We start from the raw sequence: 21,409 nt of genomic DNA, 5'->3' as shown, positions 1-21,409 counted from the left end.
TTTTGTGGATTAGAAAGGCAATTTTCCAGCGAAAGCTCCTAGTTTCTTCTTAGTCGTTTCATCAATTTGTTCAAGTGCAGTGTTAATTGCTTGCGCAGTCATGTCAGAAAGGGTTTCGAGATCTTCTGGATCTACAACTGCTGGGTTGAAGTCAATGCTGACAACTTTTTTGTCTCCAGTTAGGGTTGCTTGGACAAGGTCCTGAGCTGATTTTCCAACAAATTCCATGGCAGCGAGTTCTGCTTGGCTCTGTTCCATTTGTTTTTGAAGTTTTTGTGCTTGGCGCATCATGTTTTGCATGTTCATCATGGCGGTTTACAGTTTCCTTTTTCTATTATTTTCCTTTTTATTTTATCAATTTTAGGTGCAAAAGTCTATTATTTGTTTAATTCATTAGATATATGAACTTTTATAATGAGTCCCTTAAACAACTTTTAAGAAATTTACTATGCACACCTGGTATTCTTTGCGAAACAAATAAATTTCATTTAAGTTTTCTTTAAGGATTCTATTATATTCTAGAGAACTCTATGTTAACCGAACGTTAAGCAGAAAATATAGAGGATAACCTAATTTTATTTCTTAATTTGTTATAGTCTTTCCAGATTTAGTAACACATTGTTCACTTTTTACCTTTAATGGTGTGTTGATTAGACTAAATGACGCTCTGTCTTTTTTTCATGATGGAGGCAGATTGTGATATAATAGATAGTAATGAGTTTTTTAGAATAAACTAAAGGAGAATATAAATGATCTATGCAGGAATCCTAGCCGGAGGAACTGGCACACGCATGGGAATCAGTAATTTACCAAAACAATTCTTGGAGTTGGGTGATCGACCTATTTTGATCCACACAATTGAAAAATTCGTCTTAGAACCAAGTATTGAAAAAATTGTAGTTGGAGTTCATGGAGACTGGGTGTCACACGCTGAGGACCTAGTTGACAAGTATCTTTCTCTCCACAAGGATCGCATCATCATTACCAAAGGTGGGGCTGATCGCAATACCAGTATCGAGAAGATTATAGAAGCCATTAATGCCTATCGTCCAATCACTCTAGAAGATATCGTGGTTACCCACGACTCTGTTCGTCCTTTTATCACACTTCGCATGATTCAGGACAATATCAAACTTGCTCAAGATCATGATGCGGTTGACACAGTAGTAGAAGCGGTTGATACCATTGTTGAAAGTACAAATGGTCAGTTTATCACGGATATTCCAAATCGTGCTCACCTCTATCAAGGTCAAACACCTCAGACATTCCGTTGCAAGGATTTCATGGATTTGTATGGTTCCCTATCTGATCAAGAAAAGGAAATCCTGACGGATGCATGTAAAATTTTTGTTATCAAAGGAAAGGATGTTGCTCTAGCTAAAGGGGAATATTCAAACCTTAAAATCACAACGGTGACAGACTTGAAAATCGCGAAAAGCATGATTGAGAAAGACTAAGGCTATGATTAATCAAATTTATCAACTGACCAAACCAAAGTTTATCAATGTAAAATATCAAGAAGAGGATATTGATCAGGAGAATCATATCCTGATTCGTCCAAATTATATGGCGGTTTGTCATGCGGATCAACGTTACTATCAAGGGAAGCGTGATCCAAAGATATTGGCTAATAAACTTCCTATGGCCATGATTCATGAGTCTTGTGGAACTGTTATTTCAGATCCGACTGGGACTTATGAAGTCGGTCAAAAGGTAGTTATGATTCCCAATCAACCGCCTATGCAGAGTGACAAGGAGTTCTACGAGAACTACATGACCGGAACCTACTTCCTATCAAGTGGTTATGATGGCTTTATGAGAGAATTTGTCTCTCTTCCAAAAGATCGTGTTGTGTCTTATAATGACATCGAGGACACAGTTGCCGCCATTACCGAGTTTGTAAGTGTGGGTATGCATGCTATGGATCGATTCCTACATCTTGCTCATAGCAAACGAGAGCGCATTGCTGTTATCGGAGATGGTAGTTTGGCCTTTGTGGTTGCAAATATTATCAATTATACCTTGCCAGAAGCAGAGATTATCGTCATTGGTCGCCATTGGGAAAAACTAGAGCTCTTCTCTTTTGCTAAAGAGTGCTACATTACTGATAATATACCAGAAGATTTAACCTATGATCATGGATTTGAGTGCTGTGGTGGGGATGGTACAGGCCCAGCTATCAATGACTTGATTCGTTATATTCGCCCACAGGGAACGGTTCTCATGATGGGAGTGAGCGAATACAAGGTTAATATCAATACACGAGACGCTTTGGAAAAAGGATTGTTATTAGTGGGATCGTCTCGTTCAGGACGCGTCGATTTTGAAAAGGCCATTCAAATGATGGAAGTTAAAAAGTTTGCGAATCGTCTGAAGAATATCCTTTATGTTGAAGAGCCTGTGAGAGAAATCAAGGACATTCACCGTGTCTTTGCTACAGACCTGAATACTGCTTTTAAAACAGTATTCAAGTGGGAAGTGTAGGAGATGGAGGTTAATTGTGGAAAAACTCATCAAAGAAAAAATTTCTTCTTTACTATCTAATGAAGAGGAAGTACTCAGTGTCGAACAGCTGGGAGGCATGACCAACCAAAACTATTTGGTTAAAACAACCAACAAACAGTATATTGTGAAATTTTTTGGTAAAGGGACTGAAAAACTCATCAATCGTCAAAATGAAAAGTATAATCTTGAACTTTTAGAGGATTTAGATTTAGATGTTAAAAATTATCTCTTTGATATTGAGTCAGGGATCAAAGTAAATGAATACATCGAATCAGCAGTAACTCTTGATTCAACATCAATTAAGTCCAAGTTTGAAAAGATTGCACCAATTTTACAAACCATCCACGCTTCAGGGAAAGAATTAAGAGGAGAATTTGCTCCTTTTGAGGAAATCAGCAAATATGAATCCTTGATTGAGGGACCTATCCCTTATGAAAACTATGAAGCTGTAAGAAAAGATGTATTTTCACTAGAAAAGAGATTGGCTGATTTGGGTGTTGATAGAAAGTCCTGTCACATCGATTTGGTACCAGAAAACTTTATCGAGTCACCACAAGGTCGTTTGTATTTGATTGACTGGGAATACTCTTCTATGAATGACCCGATGTGGGATTTGGCAGCTCTTTTCTTAGAGTCTGAATTTACAAAGCAAGAGGAAGATGATTTCCTTTCCTACTATGAAAGTGACAAAACGCCTGTATCACGTGAGAAAATTCGTATCTATAAAATCTTGCAAGATGCTATCTGGAGTTTGTGGACAGTGTACAAAGAAGCTCAAGGAGCTGACTTTGGAGATTACGGTGTCAATCGTTACCAAAGAGCTGTCGAAGGTTTGACTTATTATGGAGGTTAGGATGAAGAATAAAAATGGTGTTTCTTTTGGTCTGCTCTCTGGTATATTCTGGGGATTAGGTCTAACGATTAGTGCTTATATCTTTTCAATTTTTACAAATCTTTCACCTTTTGTTGTGGCTGCCGCTCACGATTTCTTGAGTATCTTTATCTTGTTAGCTTTTCTTTTGGTAAAAGAAGGAAAAGTTCGCCTCTCTATTTTCTTAAATATTCGAAATGTGAGTGTTATAATCGGTGCTTTGTTAGCTGGACCAATTGGTATGCAAGCCAATCTTTATGCGGTTAAATATATTGGTAGTTCTCTAGCTTCATCTGTATCAGCTATTTACCCAGCAGTTTCAGTTTTACTCGCCTTCTTCATTTTGAAACACAAGGTTTCAAAGAATACGGTATTTGGTGTTTTCTTGATTATTGCAGCTATCATTGCTCAAACCTACAAGGTTGAACAAGTAAACTCGTTTTACATTGGGATTCTTTGTGCCCTTATCTGTGCCATTGCCTGGGGGAGTGAAAGTGTTCTCAGCTCCTATGCTATGGAAAGTGATTTAAGTGAAATTGAAGCCTTGTTAATTCGACAAGTAACCTCATTCTTGTCCTATCTAGTGATTGTGCTCTTTTCTCACCATTCATTTGCAGAAGTGGCAGATGGGCAATTATTCGGTCTCTTGATTGTCTTTGCGGCCTTTAATATGATTTCCTACTTAGCTTATTATATCGCCATTAATCGTTTGCAACCTGCGAAAGCGACAGGTTTGAATGTGAGCTATGTAGTTTGGACTGTCTTATTTGCAGTTATTTTCTTGGGTGCACCGCTAGATATGCTGACAATCATCACTTCACTTATTGTTATGGCTGGTGTTTATATTATTATTAAAGAATAAAGGAGATTCGTGTGAAAGCGATTATTTTAGCAGCGGGCTTAGGAACTCGTCTGCGCCCTATGACTGAAAATACCCCAAAAGCTTTGGTTAAGGTTAATCAAAAACCCTTGGTAGAATACCAAATCGAGTTTTTGAAAGAGAGAGGAATTGATGAGATTATCATCGTTGTCGGTTACCTCAAAGAACAATTTGACTACCTAAAAGAAAAATATGGTGTTCGTTTAGTCTTTAACGACAAGTATGCTGATTACAATAACTTTTACTCACTTTATCTAGTAAAAGAAGATTTGGCAAACAGCTACGTCATCGATGCAGATAACTATCTTTTCAAAAATATGTTTCGAAACGATCTTAAACGTTCTACCTATTTTAGCGTTTATCGTGAAGACTGTACGAACGAGTGGTTCTTGGTTTACGGTGATGACTATAAGGTTCAAGACATTATTGTTGACAGTAAAGCTGGTCGCATTCTGAGCGGAGTTTCATTCTGGGATGCACCAACTGCTGAGAAGATTGTTGGCTTTATTGACAAAGCTTACGAAAGTGGTGAATTTGTTGATCTCTACTGGGACAACATGGTTAAGGATAATATCAAAGAATTAGATGTCTATGTCGAAGAATTAGAAGGAAATAGCATCTATGAAATTGATAGTGTAAAAGATTACCATAAATTAGAAGAGATTTTATCTACTATTGAGTAAGGAAATAGAAGAAGGCTTGGGCCTTCTTTTTTTGTGGATTTTATAACAAGATTGTTTGATATTGATTGTATTCTTTAAATGAAACAAAAATTACAAAAAAATGAACAAAATAAAACAAAAATTATTGACAACGATTTCATATAGTGTTATACTTATAGCATAAAAGATAATTGAAAGAAGGGAAAATGTTATGGGATTAGATCATTTCTTTGACAAAAACCTGGTGTTTTGCTTAGAAGCGGATAATCAAGAACAACTCTTTGATCAGGTAGCAAGCTTGTTGGAAGAACGAGAAATTGTCACTCCAACTTATCGTGAAGCCTTGATCACGCGTGAAAAGTCATTTCCAACTGGCTTAGATATGGAATTTCTAGGTAAGGACTTGCCAAATGTAGCGATTCCTCATACAGATATTGTTCATAATCTAGCTGAGAAAGTAGTGGTTGTTCGATTAGAAAAACCAGTAACTTTTCACAATATGATAGCTCCTGATAAGGAAGTAGAAGTATCCCTACTCTTCTTTATCATTAACAACTCAAGTTCAAGTCAAACAAATATTCTGGCTCAGTTGATGGACTTTTTCACTGGAAATGGACATCTGGAAGATCTATCAAAAATTTCCGAACCAGAAAAACTTTATGCTTACATTGCTGAAGCAACCGCTTAATCTTGTCTATTAAATAATAAAATCGGAGGAAATCCAAATGATTAAAATTCTTGCTGCCTGCGGTGCAGGTGTTAACTCAAGTCACCAAATTAAAAGTGCTCTAGAAGAAGAACTTTCAAACCGTGGTTATGATGTTCACTGTGATGCCGTCATGGTGAAAGATGTAAACGAAGACCTTATCAAGGGCTACGATATCTTTACACCAATCGCTGCAACTGACCTTGGTTTTGAACCAGGTATTCCAGTAATTGAAGCTGGACCAATCTTGTTCCGTATTCCAGCGATGAGTGCTCCAGTATTTGACAATATTGAAGCAGCTATCAAAGAACACGGACTAAGCTAATTTATTCTTTATCTTGTTAACATTCATATAACTAAAAAAACGGGAGGAACTATTATGGATGTCATTATCGAACTAGCCAATAAGATTTTCAAGCCAGTCTTGGAAATGGGTGGTCCTATTATCATGCTGATCATCTTGACAGTATTGGCTCTACTTTTTGGAGTGAAATTCTCCAAAGCGCTTGAAGGTGGTATCAAGCTTGCTATCGCCCTTACAGGTATCGGTGCCATCATCGGTATGCTCAACGGAGCTTTCTCAGCATCACTTGCGAAATTCGTTGAAAATACTGGTATTCAATTGAACATCACTGACGTTGGTTGGGCACCACTTGCAACCATCACTTGGGGATCTGCTTGGACACTTTACTTCTTGCTTGTAATGTTGATTGTCAACGTTGTGATGCTTGCAATGAAGAAAACAGATACACTTGACGTCGATATCTTTGATATCTGGCACTTGTCAATCACTGGTCTTTTGATAAAATGGTATGCAGACAACAATGGAGTTAGCCAAGGGGTTTCACTTTTCATCGCAACTGCAGCAGTTGTCCTTGTAGGTGTTTTGAAAATCATCAACTCTGACTTGATGAAACCAACATTCGACGACCTTCTTAATGCACCAAGTTCATCACCAATGACTTCAACTCACATGAACTACATGATGAACCCAGTTATCATGGTCTTGGATAAGATCTTCGATAAAGTATTGCCAGGTCTTGATAAATATGACTTTGACGCTGCAAAATTGAACAAAAAAATCGGTTTCTGGGGTTCTAAATTCTTTATCGGATTTATTCTTGGTATCGTTATTGGTTTGATGGGAACTCCACATCCAGTTGCTGGTGTAGAAGGAGCTGATAAATGGGAACTTGTTATTAAAGGTTGGTTGAGCCTTGGTTTGACTGCCGGTGTCTGCTTGGAGCTCTTCTCACTTATCGGATCTTGGTTCATCGCAGCCGTAGAACCACTTTCACAAGGTATTACAAACGTTGCTACTAAACGTCTTCAAGGACGTAAATTCAACATCGGTCTTGACTGGCCTTTCATCGCTGGTCGTGCTGAAATCTGGGCTTGTGCCAACGTACTTGCTCCAATCATGTTGATTGAAGCTGTACTTCTTTCAAACGTAGGAAATGGTATCTTGCCACTTGCAGGTATCATCGCCATGGGTGTGACTCCAGCTCTCTTGGTTGTTACACGTGGTAAATTGCTCCGTATGATTATCTTCGGAACACTCTTGTTGCCTCTCTTCCTTCTTTCTGGTACTCTTATCGCACCATTCGCAACAGAACTTGCTAAAGGTGTAGGTGCCTTCCCAGAAGGTGTGAACCAATCTCAATTGATTACTCACTCAACTCTTGAAGGACCAATTGAAAAACTATTTGGTTGGGCAATCGGTAATGCTACAACAGGTGATATCAAAGCAATCCTTGGTGCAGCAGTCTTCCTTGTATTCTATGTAGGTATCTTTGCTTGGTATAGAAAACAAATGATCAAACGTAACGAAGAATACGCAGCAAATGCTAAATAATTCGCTCCTATAAAATGTAAATTGTGAAAACTAGGTTGTTAATTTCCTACATTGGGAGTGGCAACCTAGTTTTTTATATAAAAATCTAAAAATAGTTGGAGAATATGATGGTAATTGAAATCAAATCAGACCAGTTAACGGTCCAGTTTAAAACCTTAGGTGGCGCCTTGTCGTCCATCAAGGATCGAGAAGGCATTGAGTATCTGTGGCAAGGAGATGCCACTTACTGGAGTGGACAAGCGCCAGTCCTTTTTCCAATCTGCGGCTCTTTAAGGGAAGATACAGCCTTCTACAGTCACGAAGATGGAACGGAGACGAAAGGAAACATTCCTCGTCACGGTTTGGTCCGTAAAAAAGAATTTGAGTTGGTTGATCAAACAGAAAACAGCGTAACCTTTGCTATCGAAGATGATGAGAATACTTATCAAAACTACCCTTATCATTTCCGTCTTGAAATCACTTATCTAGTGACTGGCAAGACTGTTCGCACTCAATACAAAGTCTTCAATAAAGAAACTAGCAAGGTCATGCCTTACTTTATTGGTGGACATCCAGGGTTTAATTGCCCTCTGCTGGATGGCGAAACTTATGAAGATTACTATTTAGAGTTTGAGAAAGAAGAGACTTGCTCTGTTCCACGTCCTTTCCCAGAAATAGGAATGTTAGACTTCCAAGATAGAAGTCCATGGTTGGATGGGCAAAAAGAATTAGACCTTAGCTATGATCTGTTTAGTGTTGATGCAGTGACTTTGGATGAGTTGCAATCTAAAACAATTGCCCTTCGTTCTCGTAAGAATGAGAAGGGATTAAAAGTACACTTCCAAGAGTTTTCAAATCTCATTATCTGGTCAACTTTGAATAAGGGACCTTTCATTGCCTTTGAACCATGGTCTGGCTTGTCAACATCTCTTGAAGAAGGAGATCATCTAGAAGATAAGAAGAATGTTCGTCTCCTAGAACCTGGTCAAGTAGATCAGATTGGCTTTGATATTGAAATATTTTAGATAAAAAACCACAAAAACAAACATTTACTGTTGACTTTTTATAAAAATAGGAGTATATTATGTTTGTAAGCAACAAATGATGTTTGTAACAAACAAACAATCACTTGTTATATTCTCTTTCGAGGAGAAAGTTTGTTTCTAGGAACTTGATTTCCTGGACTTGGATAAGGTGATATTCATCTCATTCAATCAAATTTGTCAATAAACTGCTAGAAAGTCTTTTGTAGGTAAACTGCTAACTATAAAAGTCTTTACTAGCCTAGAAAAATAAAAAGGAGTATACAATATGTCTATTGTTATCGGTGCAGATGCTGCAGGTTTGAGATTGAAAGAAGTTGTGAAAGACTTCTTGGAAAAAGAAAACTTCCACGTTGTGGATGTTACAGCTGAAGGTCAAGATTTTGTTGATGTGACTCTTGCTGTTGCTGCAGAAGTAAACAAAGAAGAACAAAACCTTGGTATCGTGATTGATGCTTATGGTGCTGGTCCATTTATGGTTGCAACAAAGATCAAAGGAATGGTTGCCGCAGAAGTATCTGACGAACGTTCAGCTTATATGACTCGTGGACACAACAACTCACGTATGATCACTATGGGTGCACAACTTGTTGGTGATGAATTGGCTAAAAACATTGCTAAAGGATTTGTTAACGGTAAATACGATGGTGGTCGTCACCAAATTCGTGTTGATATGTTGAACAAAATGTGCTAATTAGATTACAGTAAGAAAGGTAAGTTAAAAATGAGAATTGCAATTGGATGTGACCACATCGTAACAGATGAAAAAATGGCGGTTTCAGAATTTTTGAAATCAAAAGGATATGAAGTCATTGACTTTGGTACCTATGACCACACACGTACTCACTACCCAATCTTTGGTAAAAAAGTTGGTGAAGCCGTTACAAGTGGTCAAGCTGATCTTGGGGTATGTATCTGTGGTACTGGTGTTGGTATCAACAACGCTGTAAATAAAGTTCCAGGAGTTCGTTCTGCCTTGGTTCGTGATATGACAACAGCTCTTTATGCAAAAGAACAATTGAACGCCAATGTTATTGGTTTTGGTGGTAAAATCACTGGTGAATTGCTCATGTGCGACATCATTGAAGCTTTCATCAATGCTGAATACAAACCATCAGAAGAAAACAAAAAATTGATTGCGAAAATTGAGCACGTTGAAACTCACAATGCTCATCAAGCAGATGCAAACTTCTTTACAGAATTCCTTGAAAAATGGGATCGCGGTGAATACCACGACTAAGAGGTGACGCATGATTTTAACAGTCACAATGAATCCATCCATCGATATTTCTTATCCTTTGGATGAATTGAAAATTGACACTGTCAACCGTGTGGTGGACGTGACCAAGACAGCTGGTGGTAAAGGTCTCAATGTTACACGAGTTCTTTCAGAATTTGGTGATTCTGTTGTTGCTACTGGTTTGGTCGGTGGTAAACTTGGTGAGTTTTTAGTAGAGCATATCGATGATAAAGTAACGAAACGTTTCTTCTCCATTCAAGGAGAGACTCGTAACTGTATCGCTATTCTCCACGGAGACAATCAAACAGAAATCCTTGAAAAAGGGCCTGAAGTTTTGGAACAAGAAGGGCAAGATTTCTTGGTTCATTTCGAAAATCTTCTTGACACTGTGAAAGTAGTAGCCATCTCTGGTAGTCTCCCAGCAGGTCTTCCAGTTGACTACTATGCAAGCTTAGTAGAACTTGCTAATCGCGCAGGAAAACCAGTTGTTCTGGATTGCTCAGGTGCGGCCCTTCAGGCGGTTCTTGAATCACCACATAAACCAACAGTTATTAAACCAAATAACGAAGAATTGTCTCAGCTTCTAGGTAGAGAAGTTTCTGAGGATTTGGATGAATTAAAAGAAGTTCTTCAAGAGCCTCTATTTGCAGGGATTGAGTGGATAATCGTTTCACTTGGAGCAAATGGTGTTTTTGCAAAACACGGTGATACTTTCTACAAGGTAGATATTCCAAGAATTCAGGTAGTCAATCCTGTCGGATCTGGAGATTCTACTGTTGCAGGTATTTCATCAGGACTTCTTCATAAGGAATCTGATCAAGAACTCCTCATCAAGGCCAATGTCCTTGGTATGCTCAATGCTCAAGAAAAAATGACAGGTCATGTCAATATGGCCAACTATCAAGCTTTATATGATCAATTAATAGTAAAAGAGGTATAAAATGGCTTTAACAGAACAAAAACGTGCACGCTTAGAAAAACTTTCAGATGAAAACGGCATTATCTCAGCTCTTGCCTTTGACCAACGTGGTGCTTTGAAACGCCTCATGGCTCAATACCAAACAGAAGAGCCAACAGTGGCTCAAATGGAAGAACTCAAAGTCTTGGTTGCAGATGAATTGACAAAATACGCATCCTCTATGCTTCTCGACCCTGAGTATGGACTTCCAGCTACAAAAGCTCTTGCACCAAATGCTGGTCTTCTCCTTGCTTATGAGAAAACTGGCTACGACACAACAAGCACTAAACGCTTGCCTGACTGCTTGGATGTTTGGTCTGCCAAACGCATCAAGGAACAAGGTGCAGATGCTGTCAAGTTCTTGCTTTACTATGACGTAGACAGCGCTGATGAACTAAACCAACAAAAACAAGCCTACATCGAACGTATCGGTTCTGAGTGTGTGGCAGAAGACATTCCTTTCTTCCTTGAGATCTTGGCTTACGATGAAAAGATTGCTGATGCAGGTTCAGCAGAATACGCAAAAGTGAAGCCACACAAGGTTATCGGTGCTATGAAGGTCTTCTCAGACCCACGCTTCAACATCGATGTCTTGAAAGTGGAAGTTCCAGTCAACGTCAAATACGTTGAAGGCTTTGGCGATGGTGAAATCGTTCATACACGTGAAGAAGCAGCAGCCTTCTTCAAAGCGCAAGATGAAGCAACTAACTTGCCATACATCTACTTGAGTGCAGGTGTATCAGCTAAACTCTTCCAAGAAACCCTTGTCTTTGCCCACGAATCAGGCGCAAACTTCAACGGAGTTCTTTGCGGCCGTGCAACCTGGGCTGGATCAGTTGAAGCTTACATCAAAGATGGTGAAGCAGCAGCTCGCGAATGGCTTCGCACAACTGGTTTTGAAAACATTGACGAACTCAACAAGGTTCTTCAAACAACAGCGACTTCATGGACTGAACGTGTATAAGTTTTCCCCCCCTAATCTTAGGAACATTGATCTAAATAAAAATTTTAAAAAAAGTTACATGTAAAGGTTTACAAAAAAACTGACTTGTGCTATACTTAAATCACAAGTTAATACAAGGTGAGTGTTACTAAGTAATATTAGGCATGATCACAGATGGATTAGAAATCAAAGGATTTTCTAGTTCATTTGTGGTCATTTTTTATACTCATATACCTTTAAGAGATAAAAGGAGGTTGCCATGTATCGAATTCTAAACCCAATGAATCACAACGTCTCACTTGTCAGAAATGACAAAGGAGAAGAAGTGATTGTGATTGGTAAAGGGATTGCATTTGGGAAAAAGAAGGGGGATTTGATTGCTGAAGATCAAGTTGAGAAAATCTTTCGGATGAAGACAGAAGAGTCCAGAGAAAATTTTATGGCTCTCCTCAAAGATGTTCCGCTGGATTTTATCACAGTGACTTATGAAATCATTGATAAGCTATCAAAGAAATATCATTATCCGATTCAAGAGTATCTCTACGTAACCTTGACAGATCATATTTACTGTTCTTACCAAGCTCTAGCACAAGGAAGGTACAAGGATAGTAATCTGCCAGATATTTCCACTAAGTATCCTGTCGCTTTTCAAATCGCAAAGGAAGCTTTTGAAATCTATCGTCAGAAGTTGACAGATCATTTCCCTGAGGATGAAATTATTCGGATCGCTTATCATTTCATCAATGCCGAAGGGGAGAATGAAGTTCAAGTGGTTGAGTCGATTGATAAGAGGAAAGAAATTCTCAGGAATGTTGAAGAAGTGCTAAAGGGTTATGCAATTCAACGAACCAAAGAGAATAATCATTTCTATGATCGTTTTATGATTCATTTGAATTATTTCTTGGATTATTTAGACAGATCTAGAGATGATAACCAATCACTTCTGGATATGGAAGATCATATTAAACAATCCTATCCAAAAGCGTTCGAGATTGGTTCCAAGATCTATGATGTGATTACGCAATATACGGGTCTTGATTTGTATAAAAGTGAACGAGTTTATCTAGTTCTACATATCCAACGTTTATTGTCATAAAAATTTAATTAAAAATACATAAGGAGAATTCTATCATGAATAGAGAAGAAGTAACATTGTTAGGTTTTGAAATCGTAGCCTATGCTGGCGATGCTCGTTCAAAACTATTGGAAGCCTTGAAGGCTGCTGAAGCTGGTGATTTCGCAAAAGCGGATAGCTTAGTTGAGGAAGCTGGTGGCTGTATCGCCGAGGCTCATCACGCGCAAACAAGTCTATTGACCAAGGAAGCAACTGGTGAGGATTTGGCTTATAGCGTGACCATGATGCATGGCCAAGACCACTTGATGACTACCATTTTGTTAAAAGATTTGATGCACCATTTAATCGAACTCTATAAGAGAGGAGTTAAGTAATGAACAAACTAATTTCATTTATCGAGAAAGGAAAGCCTTTCTTTGAGAAACTGTCTCGTAATATCTATCTTCGTGCTATTCGTGATGGTTTCATTGCAGGGATGCCTGTTATTCTCTTCTCAAGTATCTTTATCTTGATTGCTTTTGTACCAAACTCATGGGGCTTTAAATGGTCTGATGAAGTTGTCAATCTCCTCATGAAACCTTATAGCTATTCAATGGGAATTTTGGCTCTTTTGGTAGCTGGTACAACAGCTAAGTCATTGACCGACTCAGTAAACCGTAGCATGGAGAAAACCAATCAAATCAACTATATGTCAACACTGTTGGCAGCAATTGTTGGTTTGTTGATGTTAGCAGCTGATCCGATTGAAGGTGGCTTTGCGACAGGTTTCCTTGGGACAAAAGGTTTGCTTTCAGCCTTCCTTGCCGCCTTTGTTACTGTAGCCATCTATAAGGTTTGTGTTAAGAACAACGTTACTATTCGCATGCCTGACGAAGTTCCACCAAATATCTCACAAGTCTTTAAAGATGTGATTCCATTCACTTTATCAGTCGTTTCTCTTTATGCTCTTGATTTACTAGCTCGTCATTTTGTTGGTGCAAGTGTAGCTGAATCAATCGGTAAATTCTTTGCACCATTATTCTCTGCTGCTGATGGTTATCTAGGTATTACCATTATCTTTGGTGCCTTTGCCTTTTTCTGGTTTGTGGGTATCCATGGTCCATCTATCGTTGAACCAGCAATCGCAGCTATTACCTATGCAAATGCCGAAGTCAACTTGAATCTTCTCCAACAAGGGATGCATGCAGACAAGATTCTTACTTCAGGTACACAAATGTTTATCGTTACCATGGGTGGTACTGGTGCGACACTGGTTGTTCCATTCATGTTCATGTGGTTGACCAAATCGAAACGAAACCGTGCAATCGGACGAGCGTCAGTAGTTCCAACCTTCTTTGGTGTAAATGAACCAATCTTGTTTGGTGCACCGCTTGTCTTGAATCCAATCTTCTTTATTCCATTTATCTTTGCGCCAATTGCCAACGTATGGATCTTTAAATTCTTCATTGAAACGCTTGGCATGAACTCATTTACTGCCAACCTTCCTTGGACAACACCAGGACCGCTCGGTATTGTTCTCGGTACAAACTTCCAATTCTTGTCATTTGTACTTGCCGCTTTGTTAATCCTTGTTGACGTAGCCATTTACTATCCATTCCTCAAGGTTTATGATGAACAAATTCTTGAAGAAGAGCGTTCAGGTAAAGCCAATGATGAATTGAAAGAAAAAGTAGCAGCAAACTTCAATACAGCTAAAGCGGATGCGATTCTTGAAAAAGCGGGTGTAGAAGCAGCGCAAAACACAATCACTGAGGAAACAAATGTTCTCGTTCTCTGTGCAGGAGGAGGTACAAGTGGTCTCCTTGCAAATGCTCTAAACAAGGCAGCTGCGGAGTACAAGGTTCCTGTTAAAGCAGCAGCTGGTGGCTATGGTGCTCACCGTGAAATGTTGCCTGAGTTTGATCTGGTTATCCTTGCTCCTCAAGTTGCTTCAAACTTTGAAGACATGAAGGCCGAAACCGACAAACTTGGTATCAAACTTGCTAAGACAGAAGGTGGTCAATACATTAAACTGACTCGCGATGGAAAAGGCGCTCTTGCCTTTGTTCAAGCGCAGTTCGAAGAATAAAATGTAAATAGCAAAGAAGTGAGATGGAGGAATTCCTCCCAACTATATCCCCATCTCATTTCTATTTCTTGAAAGGTGAATCAAATGACAAAAACACTTCCAAAAGACTTTATCTTTGGTGGCGCAACAGCAGCCTATCAAGCAGAAGGTGCTACACATACTGATGGTAAAGGGCCAGTCGCCTGGGACAAATACCTCAAAGATAACTACTGGTACACTGCTGAACCAGCCAGTGATTTCTATCACAAATACCCAGTTGACCTCAAACTTGCAGAAGAGTATGGTGTCAATGGTATCCGTATTTCAATCGCTTGGTCACGTATCTTTCCAACTGGTTATGGGAAGGTTAATGACAAGGGGGTTGAGTTCTATCATAATCTATTTGCAGAGTGCCACAAACATCATGTTGAGCCCTTTGTAACTCTTCATCACTTTGATACGCCAGAAGCTCTACATTCAAATGGAGACTTCTTAAACCGTGAAAACATTGAACACTTTGTAGACTACGCGACTTTCTGTTTTGAAGAATTCCCAGAAGTCAACTATTGGACAACCTTTAATGAAATTGGGCCAATTGGTGATGGTCAATACTTGGTTGGGAAATTCCCTCCAGGTATTCAGTACGACCTTGCCAAAGTCTTCCAATCTCATCACAATATGATGGTTTCTCATGCGCGTGCAGTCAAGCTATATAAGGATAAAGGCTATAAAGGTGAAATTGGTGTGGTTCATGCCCTGCCTACTAAGTATCCTCTGGATCCAAATAATCCAGCAGATGTTCGCGCTGCTGAGTTGGAAGATATCATCCACAATAAATTTATCTTGGATGCAACTTATCTTGGACGATATTCCGGAGAAACCATGGAAGGCGTCAACCATATTTTATCCATCAATGGTGGTAGCTTAGATCTTCGTGAAGAAGATTTCACAGCATTAGAAGCTGCAAAAGACTTGAACGACTTCCTCGGCATTAACTACTATATGAGTGATTGGATGCAAGCCTTTGATGGAGAAACTGAAATTATCCATAATGGTAAAGGTGAGAAAGGAAGCTCTAAATACCAAATCAAAGGTGTTGGTCGTCGTGTAGCTCCTGATTATGTACCACGTACGGACTGGGACTGGATTATCTATCCTCAAGGTTTGTATGACCAAATCATGCGTGTGAAGAAAGATTATCCTAACTACAAGAAGATTTACATTACTGAAAATGGTCTCGGCTATAAAGATGAGTTTGTTGATAACACTGTTTACGATGATGGTCGTATTGATTACGTGAAGCAACACTTGGAAGTTTTGTCTGATGCGATTGCAGATGGAGCTAATGTAAAAGGATACTTCATCTGGTCATTGATGGATGTCTTCTCATGGTCAAACGGTTATGAAAAACGTTACGGTCTCTTCTATGTTGATTTTGAAACCCAGGAGCGTTATCCTAAGAAATCAGCTCACTGGTACAAGAAACTAGCTGAGACACAACTTATTGAATAAAATTCAACAAAAATTCCCCGCCAAAAGGCAGGGGAATTTTTATGGTTTTGATAAAAGAATGGTTGTTTGTTTCGACAAATCTTCAAATGTTTCCTGACTCAGTTTGGAATCTGAAACGATGGTATCAATCTCTGAGATATTGTAGAAAGTGTAAAAATCAAACTTATTAAACTTGCTGTGGTCTGCTAGTAAGTATTTTTTATTGGCATTGTTCAAGGCGATTCGTTGTACCTCACCCTCTTCTTCACTGAAAGTAGCAATTGCCTTATCCTTAATACCATTACAACTTACAAAAGCTTTAGAAAACTGAAGGTTGGTCAAATCCTGTAAGGTAAGTGTCCCTACAAAAGCACCAGTGATGGAGCGATAATTTCCGCCAATCAAGATCAAATCTGTTAGTTTTCGTTCGTTTAGGATTAGAAAAACTGGAAGACTGTTTGTTACAACACGAATATTATCGATAGGGAGCTCACGAGCAAAACATTCTAAGGTTGTTCCTGGCCCGATAAAAATAGTTTCACCTTCGTCAATCAAATGGCCGGCAAAACGGCTGATTTCTTGTTTTTCAGCAATCTGCAAGCCTTGTTTTTCAACGTTTGAGCGTTCGTTGTTTAAGAGAGAACCTGTACGAAGTTTTTCAGCGCCACCGTGCACACGAACCAGCAAATCCTTATCTGCCAATTCTTGTAAGTAGCGACGAGCTGTCATATCTGACACATCAAGACTCTCCATAATCTCTTTTACAGTAATAGTGCCTTTTGTGTTTACTGCTTCTAGAATACTATCTAGTTTTTCTTGCTTTAGCATCCTTATCACCTCGATTTCTACTATTATTATCTTACCATAAAAAGCTCAATCAATCAAATAGAAAAAAACAAAATAAAACAAAAACAAAAATATCATGGTTGTTTTAAACAAACCATGATATTTTGAATGATTGGTCAAATTAGTCTAAACCGTAGTTGTAATCCTCGTCTTGCATGGCTTCAACTTCACCAAGGAGGTAACCATTTCCGACTTGAGAGAAGAAGTCGTGGTTAGAAGTTCCTGTTGAGATTCCGTTCATAACGATTGGATTGACATCATCTGCAGAATCAGGGAAGAGTGGATCTTGTCCTAGGTTCATAAGGGCCTTATTAGCATTGTAACGAAGGAAGGTTTTAACTTCCTCAGTCCAGCCAACACCGTCATAGAGGCTTTCTGTATACCCCTCTTCGTTCTCGTAGAGAGTGTAGAGCAGGTCGTACATCCATTCTTTGAGTTTCTCTTGCTCTTCTTCAGGTAATTCGTTAAAGCCAAGTTGGAATTTGTAACCAATATAAGTTCCGTGAACAGACTCATCACGAATGATCAGTTTGATGATTTCCGCAACGTTGGCCAGTTTGTTGTTACCGAGATAGTAGAGGGGCGTAAAGAAACCAGAGTAGAAGAGGAAGGTTTCAAGGAAAACGCTGGCAACTTTCTTTTCCAGCGGGCTACCATTGAGGTAGATTTCGTTGATAATCTCCGCTTTTCTTTGTAGGTAGGGGTTAGTGTTGGTCCATTCAAAGATTTCTTCGATTTCAGCCTTAGTATTCAAGGTTGAAAAGATAGAAGAGTAAGATTTTGCATGGACAGATTCCATAAACTGGATGTTGTTGAAAACAGCTTCTTCATGCGGTGTACGGATGTCTGCGCGAAGCGCTTGAACCCCTGTTTCAGATTGCATGGTATCCAAAAGGGTCAAACCACCAAAGACTTTTCCAACCAAGTCTTTTTCTTTGTTTGATAGTTTTCTCCAGTCGTCTAGGTCATTTGACAAGGGGATACGCGTATCGAGCCAGAATTGCTCTGTCAGCTTTTCCCAAGTTGATTTGTCGATGACATCTTCGATGGCATTCCAGTTAATGGCTTTGTAGTAAGTTTCCATTTGAAATCTCTTTCTGTATGTAATAATGCGATTGTCGAATCATCTCTATTTTATCATAGTCTGAGAAGAGTATCGCACAAAAAGTCGGGAGCCCGACTTTTTAGTTTTTCATGGTATTTAAGATACTTATCAAGTTTTGTCTGGCGGGTAATTTAATCAATAGTCTGAGAAAATGTGGTTGCCCCAGATAAAAATTAAATCACACAACTTTCACATTGGTTAGCACCAACTTCCCCACCGTCGTCTGTAAAGGTACGGACGTAGTAAATTGACTTGATGCCCTTGTTAAAGGCATAGTTACGAAGGATAGACAAGTCACGTGTCGTTTGTTTGTTTTCTTTCTTCCATTCGTAAAGACCTTTTGGAATATCACTACGCATGAAGAGGGTGAGTGAAAGTCCTTGATCCACGTGCTCAGTTGCAGCAGCGTATACATCAATCACCTTACGCATATCCATATCGTAAGCAGAAGTGTAGTAAGGGATAGTATCTGTTGACAAACCTGCAGCAGGATAGTAGATCTTACCGATTTTCTTCTCTTGGCGTTCTTCAATACGTTGCGTAATCGGGTGGATAGAAGCAGAAACATCGTTGATGTAACTGATAGAACCATTTGGAGCTACAGCAAGGCGGTTTTGGTGATAAAGACCATCTGCTTGAACCTTTTCGCGAAGTTCAGCCCAATCAGCAGCACTTGGAATAAAGACATCTTTGAAGAGTTCTTTAACACGGTCTGATTTTGGAACAAATTCGCCTGTCACGTACTTGTCGAAGTAGCTTCCGTTAGCATAGTCTGATTTTTCAAAGTTGTGGAAGGTGATACCACGTTCACGCGCTATGTTATTAGATTCTACCAAGGTCCAGTAGTTCATAAGCATAAAGTAGATGCTTGTAAATTCAATTGACTCATGTGATCCGTACTCAATCAGTTGTTGGGCAAGGTAGCTATGAAGCCCCATGGCACCAAGACCAAAGGTGTGAGCTAAACTGTTTCCGTGGTCGATAGTAGGGACAGCTACGATGTGTGAACTATCTGTAACGAAAGTCAAAGCACGAACCATCGCACGGATAGAACGACCAAAGTCAGGTGAAGTCATCATGTTGACCACGTTGGTTGAACCAAGGTTACATGAAACGTCTGTTCCCATTTGAAGGAATTCTTGAGCATCGTTGATCAAGCTTGGTTCTTGAACTTGAAGAATCTCAGAACACAAGTTACTCATGATAATCTTACCATCTACTGGATTCGCACGGTTAGCCGTATCAATGTTGACTACATAAGGGTAACCAGATTCTTGTTGCAATTTAGAGATTTCAGTTTCCAAATCACGCGCCTTGATTTTTGTCTTGCGGATATTTGGATTTGCGACCAATTCATCGTATTTTTCAGTGATGTCGATGTAGTTGAATGGCACACCATACTCAAGTTCTACAGAGTACGGGCTGAAGAGGTACATTTCTTCATTTTTACGAGCCAATTCGTAGAACTTATCGGGTACTACAACACCGAGTGAAAGAGTCTTAACACGAACTTTTTCATCGGCATTTTCTTTCTTAGTTGAAAGGAAAGCGATGATATCTGGGTGAAAGACGTTGAGGTAGACAACCCCAGCACCTTGACGCTGACCGAGTTGGTTTGAGTAAGAGAAGCTGTCTTCAAAAAGCTTCATAACTGGTACGACACCAGAAGCAGCACCTTCATAACCTTTGATAGGTGCGCCAGCTTCACGAAGGTTGCTGAGGGAAATTCCCACACCACCACCGATACGTGAAAGTTGGAGAGCTGAGTTGATGGAACGTCCGATAGAGTTCATGTCATCAGTTACTTGAATCAAGAAACAAGATACCAACTCTCCACGACGAGCACGACCAGCATTCAAGAAGGAAGGAGTGGCAGGTTGGTAGCGTTGGTGGATGATTTCATTGGCAATATCAGTCGCAATTGCTTCATCCCCGTCAGCAAAATAAAGTGCGTTAAAGAAGACACGGTCTTCCATGCTTTCAAGGTAGTATTCACCGTCATTAGTCTTCAAGGCATACTGGTTGTAAAACTTATAGGCAGCCATGAAAGACTTGAATTGGAAGTTTTGATCTTTAATAAATTGAGACAATTCTTCCAAGAATTCTGGGCGGTATTTCTTGATAAATGCTGTTTCAATGTAGTTGTGTTCAATGAGGTAGTTGATTTTATCAGTGATTGAATCAAAAACCATAGTGTTTGGAACTACATTTTCTTTAAAGAAAGCATCCAAGGCTTCTTTATCTTTATGAAGCATGATTTGTCCATTGACAGGACGGTTGATTTCGTTATTGAGACGGAAGTAAGTTACGTCCTCAAGATGTTTTAATCCCATAAAATTTCCCTTATCTAATTACAAAAGAAAGGCCTCTAAGTTAGCCCTAGAAGCAATCTCTTCTGGATGATGTACTAAGATTATGCTAATTGTTTCAGTTTTCCTGGTTGGAAACCTGAAAAGACTTCAGTTGGTGTTTGGATAACAGGAGCTGCGCTGAAACCGAGCTCTTTAACTTGATCGATGTACTCTGGTTGCTCGTCGAGATTGATCTCACGATAAGCGACATTGTTGCTGTCCAAGAAACGCTTGGTCATCTTACATTGGACACAGTTGTTTTTAGAATAAACGGTTACCATTTTCGTAACTCCTCTTTCAAAATAGATTACTTTCTTAGTATATCAGAAAAAAAAACTTTGTCAAACTTTTTAAACTAAATCTTGTGCTAAAAAGTTACAGTTTCAAAAACAAAGCACAATATATAGTGTTTTGTCAGAGTGTAAAATTGGGTTTTCATTGAACTATCAAAGTTTATCAAAACAAAAAAACTATATACTGTATATTGGTAAGATAAATAGAAGATTTTCAGCAAGTTATCTGAAAGGAAAACGAAGAAAATAGCAAAAATCGTAAGAACAGGAATAAGTCTAGCTGAGACAATGCTTTAATAAAACAGAAACTGTGATATTTACGAAAAAAAGAAATTTTCCACACAAGATGTCCCAATATTTTGTATTAGAATATCTAAAATATAACAAAAGTGGAAATGACAGATTATGCTGTATTCATAAAAATGGATCATTGGTTAATTTTATATAGGATACTTATGAGTTTCGTATCCTTTTATAAGGAGTATATAAATACAATGTTTGAGAAAGTTCATTTTATGTGATATACTACATGTGATTATAAGATTAAAAAATGGATATC

Annotated in this window: 22 protein-coding genes; 17 read left to right on the top strand and 5 right to left on the bottom strand. The window is 38.9% G+C overall.

What is annotated here, in order from left to right:
- Positions 1-9 precede the first annotated feature (9 nt).
- Positions 10-309 carry a YbaB/EbfC family nucleoid-associated protein gene (locus MK395_RS03860; RefSeq protein WP_268711311.1) on the bottom strand — a complete coding sequence of 100 codons (300 nt, stop codon included), beginning with the start codon at positions 307-309 and terminating at the stop codon, positions 10-12.
- Positions 310-749: 440 nt separating this feature from the next.
- On the opposite strand from MK395_RS03860, the gene MK395_RS03855 reads away from it, so the two are divergent.
- From MK395_RS03855 to lacG, 17 genes are all read left to right on the top strand, one after another.
- Positions 750-1,457, top strand: a complete 708-nt coding sequence (locus MK395_RS03855) for an IspD/TarI family cytidylyltransferase (RefSeq protein ID WP_000638515.1) — start codon at positions 750-752, stop codon at positions 1,455-1,457.
- A 4-nt stretch (positions 1,458-1,461) separates the two neighbouring features.
- Positions 1,462-2,484 (top strand): ribitol-5-phosphate dehydrogenase, encoded by a 1,023-nt coding sequence (locus tag MK395_RS03850; protein WP_268711310.1) that lies wholly within the window; start codon positions 1,462-1,464, stop codon positions 2,482-2,484.
- Positions 2,485-2,500: 16 nt separating this feature from the next.
- Positions 2,501-3,358: a phosphotransferase family protein gene (locus tag MK395_RS03845; protein ID WP_268711309.1), complete on the top strand. Its 858-nt coding sequence runs from the start codon at positions 2,501-2,503 to the stop codon at positions 3,356-3,358.
- Position 3,359: 1 nt separating this feature from the next.
- The gene (locus MK395_RS03840; protein WP_268711308.1) at positions 3,360-4,238 is read left to right on the top strand and encodes a DMT family transporter; all 879 of its coding nucleotides are present in this window, start codon (positions 3,360-3,362) and stop codon (positions 4,236-4,238) included.
- Between the two features lie 11 nt (positions 4,239-4,249).
- Positions 4,250-4,939, top strand: coding sequence for a sugar phosphate nucleotidyltransferase (locus MK395_RS03835; RefSeq protein WP_000643950.1), 690 nt, complete (start codon positions 4,250-4,252; stop codon positions 4,937-4,939).
- A 190-nt stretch (positions 4,940-5,129) separates the two neighbouring features.
- On the top strand, positions 5,130-5,606 hold the full coding sequence (locus tag MK395_RS03830) for a PTS sugar transporter subunit IIA (RefSeq protein ID WP_000521979.1): 477 nt from the start codon (positions 5,130-5,132) through the stop codon (positions 5,604-5,606).
- Between the two features lie 37 nt (positions 5,607-5,643).
- Positions 5,644-5,949 carry a PTS sugar transporter subunit IIB gene (locus tag MK395_RS03825; protein ID WP_000590551.1) on the top strand — a complete coding sequence of 102 codons (306 nt, stop codon included), beginning with the start codon at positions 5,644-5,646 and terminating at the stop codon, positions 5,947-5,949.
- Positions 5,950-6,003: 54 nt separating this feature from the next.
- Positions 6,004-7,479, top strand: a complete 1,476-nt coding sequence (locus tag MK395_RS03820) for a PTS galactitol transporter subunit IIC (RefSeq protein ID WP_125415866.1) — start codon at positions 6,004-6,006, stop codon at positions 7,477-7,479.
- A 107-nt stretch (positions 7,480-7,586) separates the two neighbouring features.
- Positions 7,587-8,483, top strand: coding sequence for an aldose 1-epimerase family protein (locus MK395_RS03815; RefSeq protein ID WP_268711307.1), 897 nt, complete (start codon positions 7,587-7,589; stop codon positions 8,481-8,483).
- A 286-nt stretch (positions 8,484-8,769) separates the two neighbouring features.
- Positions 8,770-9,195 carry a galactose-6-phosphate isomerase subunit LacA gene (lacA, locus tag MK395_RS03810; protein ID WP_000029277.1) on the top strand — a complete coding sequence of 142 codons (426 nt, stop codon included), beginning with the start codon at positions 8,770-8,772 and terminating at the stop codon, positions 9,193-9,195.
- A gap of 30 nt (positions 9,196-9,225) precedes the next feature.
- Positions 9,226-9,741 carry a galactose-6-phosphate isomerase subunit LacB gene (gene lacB, locus MK395_RS03805; protein ID WP_001216921.1) on the top strand — a complete coding sequence of 172 codons (516 nt, stop codon included), beginning with the start codon at positions 9,226-9,228 and terminating at the stop codon, positions 9,739-9,741.
- 10 nt (positions 9,742-9,751) lie between these two features.
- Positions 9,752-10,681 (top strand): tagatose-6-phosphate kinase, encoded by a 930-nt coding sequence (locus MK395_RS03800; protein ID WP_268711306.1) that lies wholly within the window; start codon positions 9,752-9,754, stop codon positions 10,679-10,681.
- A gap of 1 nt (position 10,682) precedes the next feature.
- Positions 10,683-11,663, top strand: coding sequence for a tagatose-bisphosphate aldolase (gene lacD / locus MK395_RS03795; protein ID WP_268711305.1), 981 nt, complete (start codon positions 10,683-10,685; stop codon positions 11,661-11,663).
- 238 nt (positions 11,664-11,901) lie between these two features.
- Positions 11,902-12,738: a PRD domain-containing protein gene (locus MK395_RS03790; protein ID WP_000285700.1), complete on the top strand. Its 837-nt coding sequence runs from the start codon at positions 11,902-11,904 to the stop codon at positions 12,736-12,738.
- Positions 12,739-12,773: 35 nt separating this feature from the next.
- Entirely contained in the window at positions 12,774-13,091 is a 318-nt protein-coding gene (locus MK395_RS03785; RefSeq protein ID WP_268711304.1) for a PTS lactose/cellobiose transporter subunit IIA, read from the top strand.
- On the top strand, positions 13,091-14,785 hold the full coding sequence (locus MK395_RS03780) for a lactose-specific PTS transporter subunit EIIC (RefSeq protein WP_217970707.1): 1,695 nt from the start codon (positions 13,091-13,093) through the stop codon (positions 14,783-14,785). Before MK395_RS03785 ends, MK395_RS03780 begins: the two co-directional genes overlap by 1 nt.
- Before the next feature lie 84 nt (positions 14,786-14,869).
- A complete protein-coding gene (gene lacG, locus MK395_RS03775) occupies positions 14,870-16,276 on the top strand; it encodes a 6-phospho-beta-galactosidase (protein ID WP_268711303.1) in 1,407 nt (468 codons plus the stop codon).
- 39 nt (positions 16,277-16,315) lie between these two features.
- On the opposite strand, the gene MK395_RS03770 is transcribed toward lacG, so the two are convergent.
- From MK395_RS03770 to nrdH, 4 genes are all read right to left on the bottom strand, one after another.
- Complete coding sequence (locus MK395_RS03770) at positions 16,316-17,083, bottom strand: DeoR/GlpR family DNA-binding transcription regulator (RefSeq protein WP_000917585.1); 768 nt, start codon at positions 17,081-17,083, stop codon at positions 16,316-16,318.
- 139 nt (positions 17,084-17,222) lie between these two features.
- Positions 17,223-18,185, bottom strand: coding sequence for a class 1b ribonucleoside-diphosphate reductase subunit beta (gene nrdF, locus MK395_RS03765; RefSeq protein ID WP_000451372.1), 963 nt, complete (start codon positions 18,183-18,185; stop codon positions 17,223-17,225).
- 194 nt (positions 18,186-18,379) lie between these two features.
- Entirely contained in the window at positions 18,380-20,539 is a 2,160-nt protein-coding gene (gene nrdE, locus MK395_RS03760; protein WP_049518616.1) for a class 1b ribonucleoside-diphosphate reductase subunit alpha, read from the bottom strand.
- Between the two features lie 80 nt (positions 20,540-20,619).
- Entirely contained in the window at positions 20,620-20,838 is a 219-nt protein-coding gene (gene nrdH, locus MK395_RS03755; RefSeq protein WP_000259240.1) for a glutaredoxin-like protein NrdH, read from the bottom strand.
- Positions 20,839-21,409 lie beyond the last annotated feature (571 nt).

The sequence above is a fragment of the Streptococcus oralis genome, from assembly GCF_026782085.1.
Lineage (GTDB): Bacteria > Bacillota > Bacilli > Lactobacillales > Streptococcaceae > Streptococcus > Streptococcus oralis_DA.
This window is presented reverse-complemented; position numbering and strand designations above follow the sequence as displayed.

Coding starts and splice junctions, on each gene's coding strand:
- MK395_RS03860 (WP_268711311.1), bottom strand. CDS start 309: ATGATGAACATGCAAAACATGATGCGCCAAGCACAAAAACTTCAAAAA.
- MK395_RS03855 (WP_000638515.1), top strand. CDS start 750: ATGATCTATGCAGGAATCCTAGCCGGAGGAACTGGCACACGCATGGGA.
- MK395_RS03850 (WP_268711310.1), top strand. CDS start 1,462: ATGATTAATCAAATTTATCAACTGACCAAACCAAAGTTTATCAATGTA.
- MK395_RS03840 (WP_268711308.1), top strand. CDS start 3,360: ATGAAGAATAAAAATGGTGTTTCTTTTGGTCTGCTCTCTGGTATATTC.
- MK395_RS03830 (WP_000521979.1), top strand. CDS start 5,130: ATGGGATTAGATCATTTCTTTGACAAAAACCTGGTGTTTTGCTTAGAA.
- MK395_RS03825 (WP_000590551.1), top strand. CDS start 5,644: ATGATTAAAATTCTTGCTGCCTGCGGTGCAGGTGTTAACTCAAGTCAC.
- MK395_RS03820 (WP_125415866.1), top strand. CDS start 6,004: ATGGATGTCATTATCGAACTAGCCAATAAGATTTTCAAGCCAGTCTTG.
- MK395_RS03815 (WP_268711307.1), top strand. CDS start 7,587: ATGGTAATTGAAATCAAATCAGACCAGTTAACGGTCCAGTTTAAAACC.
- lacA (WP_000029277.1), top strand. CDS start 8,770: ATGTCTATTGTTATCGGTGCAGATGCTGCAGGTTTGAGATTGAAAGAA.
- lacB (WP_001216921.1), top strand. CDS start 9,226: ATGAGAATTGCAATTGGATGTGACCACATCGTAACAGATGAAAAAATG.
- MK395_RS03800 (WP_268711306.1), top strand. CDS start 9,752: ATGATTTTAACAGTCACAATGAATCCATCCATCGATATTTCTTATCCT.
- lacD (WP_268711305.1), top strand. CDS start 10,683: ATGGCTTTAACAGAACAAAAACGTGCACGCTTAGAAAAACTTTCAGAT.
- MK395_RS03790 (WP_000285700.1), top strand. CDS start 11,902: ATGTATCGAATTCTAAACCCAATGAATCACAACGTCTCACTTGTCAGA.
- MK395_RS03785 (WP_268711304.1), top strand. CDS start 12,774: ATGAATAGAGAAGAAGTAACATTGTTAGGTTTTGAAATCGTAGCCTAT.
- MK395_RS03780 (WP_217970707.1), top strand. CDS start 13,091: ATGAACAAACTAATTTCATTTATCGAGAAAGGAAAGCCTTTCTTTGAG.
- lacG (WP_268711303.1), top strand. CDS start 14,870: ATGACAAAAACACTTCCAAAAGACTTTATCTTTGGTGGCGCAACAGCA.
- MK395_RS03770 (WP_000917585.1), bottom strand. CDS start 17,083: ATGCTAAAGCAAGAAAAACTAGATAGTATTCTAGAAGCAGTAAACACA.
- nrdF (WP_000451372.1), bottom strand. CDS start 18,185: ATGGAAACTTACTACAAAGCCATTAACTGGAATGCCATCGAAGATGTC.
- nrdE (WP_049518616.1), bottom strand. CDS start 20,539: ATGGGATTAAAACATCTTGAGGACGTAACTTACTTCCGTCTCAATAAC.
- nrdH (WP_000259240.1), bottom strand. CDS start 20,838: ATGGTAACCGTTTATTCTAAAAACAACTGTGTCCAATGTAAGATGACC.